A 3192-nucleotide genomic window follows, 5' to 3' on the forward strand; every position below is an offset into this window, starting at 1 on the left:
CGGTGACGCTGGTCGGCGACGAGCCGCATCTGCCCTATGAGCGCCCGCCTCTGTCCAAGGAGGCGATGGCCAGCGATGCGCCCGGGATCAAGGCGATCGCCAGCGACGCAATTCTGACCGAGAAGTCGATCCGGCATGTCCATTCCGTCCAGGCCGTCGCGATCGACCGCACGGCGCATACTGTGCGCCTGTCGGACGGATCGGTCCTGCCTTACGAAAAGCTCCTGCTGGCAACCGGTTCGACGCCGCGCAAGCTGCCGATGCCGGGCCTGGGTCCGCGCTGCGTCTATCTCAGAACCTTCGCTGATGCGCTCGCCATTCGCGCGCATCTCACCCCCGGCAACCGTATCGCCATCATCGGCGGCGGCTTTATCGGCCTCGAACTCGCCGCCGCGGCTCGCAAGCTCGGTGCCGCGGTCACCGTCATCGAGGCGCAGCCTCGCATCTTGATGCGCGGCGTGCCGGCGGAGGTCGCGGAAATCATCCATGAGGCGCATGTCGCCGAGGGCGTCGACATCCTGTGCGGCGACGGCATCGCGTCCATCGCCGACGATGGCAACGAGGTTCGCGTCACCCTTGCCGGCGGACGGGAGATATCAGCCGACCTCGCGATCATCGGCATCGGCGCCGTGCCGGTGACCGGGCTTGCGGCCGAAGCGGGGCTGACGATCGACAATGGCATTGCAGTCGATGCCGAGCTGCGCAGCAGCGATCCCGACATCTTTGCCGCCGGCGATTGCTGCTCGTTTCCGCTCGCCGTCTATGGCGGCCGCCGCGTGCGGCTGGAAGCCTGGCGCAACGCCCAGGAACAGGGCGCGCTGGCGGCCAGGAACATGCTCGGCGCCGGCGAGGCGCATGCGGCGGTGCCGTGGTTCTGGTCGGATCAATATGGTCTGTCCCTGCAGATCGCCGGGCTCTCCGACGAGGGCAAAAACACCGTGCGCCGCGATCTCGGCGACGGCGCCTTCATCCTCTTCCATTTGGCTGAAGACGGCAGGCTGGTCGCGGCCAGCGGCATCGGCCCCGGCAACGCGGTCGCCCGCGACATCAGGCTGGCCGAAATGCTGATCGCCAAGCGCGCCAAGCCGGCGCCGGAAGCGCTGGGCTCGCAGGACGTGAAGCTGAAGTCGTTGTTGGCGGCCTGAGCCTACGCTCCCCCTTTTTGGGGGCCGCTGCGCAGCTGCGGGATGGGAGTGCGGCACCGCCCCTAACCTTCGGTCCGACCTGCCCTACAAGGGGCAGGTAAAGGCTCTGAACCCCAGCCCTAAAACAGCGCCTTCAGCTCCGGCAGTTTGTCGTTCACCAGCCAACCATAATAATTCTCTTCCGGCAGCTTTTCGGGCTCACCGGCGGCGCGGCGCCTGTCGTTCTCCGCCTTCAGGGCATAAGCGCGCTGCTCCGGATTGCCGACATTGTAGAGCGTGGCGGTCAGCCCGGGATTGCCCGAAATGTCGAAGCCGGCAATGCTTTTATAGGCATCGATCGATTTCCTGATCGTCGCGGCGACGTAGGGCAGCGTCAGGTCGGGATCCATGATGGTCTTGTAGACCGAATTGGGATCGCCGACGTCGAGCTTGGGCAGGCCCGAAACCTTGTGCACCAGATCGCTCATCTGCAGGGCGGTCAGCGGATTGAGCTGGCCGAGGCCGAAGGTCTGGCCGGCATAATAAGGCTGGAAGAAGGTGGCGCCGAAGCGGTCGTCGGGAAAGCTGGTCCCGCCGACCGACTTGCCGCGAAACGAACGGTTCCACACCTGTTCGCGGCATTCCCACAGATCGTAGCTGTCGGACATCCCCGTGCATTTCTTGAATTCCGGCCGCTGGACGAAGTCGGTGATGTCCTCGCCGTCATAGGCGAAGGACAGCTTGCTGGAGAGATAGGAGATCGCCTTGACATAGTAGGTCTGCAGCCGGTCATAAGCATCGACATTGTAGGTGTGCTCGCCGACGATGGCGCCGACGATGTGCAGGGGATCGATGCCGTAGGCGGCCGCCGCCTTCCTGATCTTGCCGCGCAATTCGGCGTCGTTCTGCAGCAGGGCATAGACCTTGCGGTACTTCGCCTGGAAGCTGGTGTTGGTCGCCTGCGTGCGCCGGCTGGAGGCGCCGGGAATGTCGGGCTGCACGGCATTGCGATTTCCCGGCGGCACCAATGTCGCTGCCTCGGCGGCGAACAGCGTCGCCGCCAGCGTCAAGCCGAGAATGACCAGGATCAGTTTTTTCATGCACCCGCCGCCCAAGCAATTCCAGGAAAAGTGTGAAACGGTTTTCCGGAATTGCGTCAACCAAGAGATCGAGAATTGCCGCGCAAACTAGGTAAAGCTCTTGGTCGAGTCGAGAGCGCCCCTTCACCCGGCAGGACGAAAGGTGGCCAGATGGTACCATCTGGCCACACATGATTTTGCTTGCCGGAAAATGTTGCCTGGACCGGCGCCGGAACGTTTCGGCGCCGTCGTTTAAAGGATGAACCGCGACAGGTCGGTATTCCTGGACAGATCGCCGACATGCTTTTCGACATAGGCGGCGTCGATAGTGACGCTCGTTCCGTTGCGGTCGGGCGCATCGTAGGAGATTTCGTCCAGCACCCGCTCCATCACCGTCTGCAGGCGCCTGGCGCCTATGTTCTCGACGCTGGCGTTGAGATCGACGGCGATGCCGGCGAGCGAATCGATGGCGTCTTCGGTGAAGGTCAACTCGACGCCCTCGGTCTTCATCAGCGCGATATACTGCTTGATCAGGCTGGCCTCGGTCTCGGTTAGGATGCGCACGAAATCGTCCTTCTCCAGCGCCCGCAGTTCGACGCGGATTGGCAGGCGGCCCTGCAATTCCGGCAACAGGTCGGACGGCTTCGAGACGTGGAAGGCGCCGGAGGCGATGAACAGGATGTGATCCGTCTTCAACGGTCCGTATTTGGTCGCCACCGTGGTGCCTTCGACCAGCGGCAGCAGGTCGCGCTGCACGCCTTCGCGCGAGGGCCCGCCGGAAATGTCCGATCTCGCCGCGATCTTGTCGATCTCGTCGAGGAAGACGATGCCGTCGTTTTCCGCGGCATCGAGCGCCCGGCGCACCACCTCGTCCTGATCGAGCAGCTTGTCGGACTCGTCATTGACCAGCAGGTCGTAGGACTCCTTCACCGTCGTCTTGCGCATCTTGGTTTTCTTGCCGCCCATCGCCTTCGACAGCATGTCGTTGA

The 3192-nt window shown here is 63.6% G+C and carries 3 protein-coding genes; 1 reads left to right on the forward strand and 2 read right to left on the reverse strand.

Annotated elements, in window-relative coordinates; translation table 11 throughout:
* Positions 1 to 1145 (forward strand): FAD-dependent oxidoreductase (locus EN925_RS29475; protein WP_128337123.1); only part of this gene is annotated, 1145 nt, incomplete at its 5' end.
* Between the two features lie 119 nt (positions 1146 to 1264).
* Here the strand turns inward: EN925_RS29475 and EN925_RS29480 are convergent.
* Positions 1265 to 2224, reverse strand: a complete 960-nt coding sequence (locus EN925_RS29480) for a DUF1402 family protein (RefSeq protein WP_127388249.1) — start codon at positions 2222 to 2224, stop codon at positions 1265 to 1267.
* A 231-nt stretch (positions 2225 to 2455) separates the two neighbouring features.
* Positions 2456 to 3192: AAA family ATPase (locus EN925_RS29485; RefSeq protein WP_128337124.1), on the reverse strand; the 737-nt coding region annotated here is incomplete at its 5' end.

Source organism: Mesorhizobium sp. M7A.F.Ca.US.006.04.2.1, assembly GCF_004022915.1.
Lineage (GTDB): Bacteria > Pseudomonadota > Alphaproteobacteria > Rhizobiales > Rhizobiaceae > Mesorhizobium > Mesorhizobium ciceri.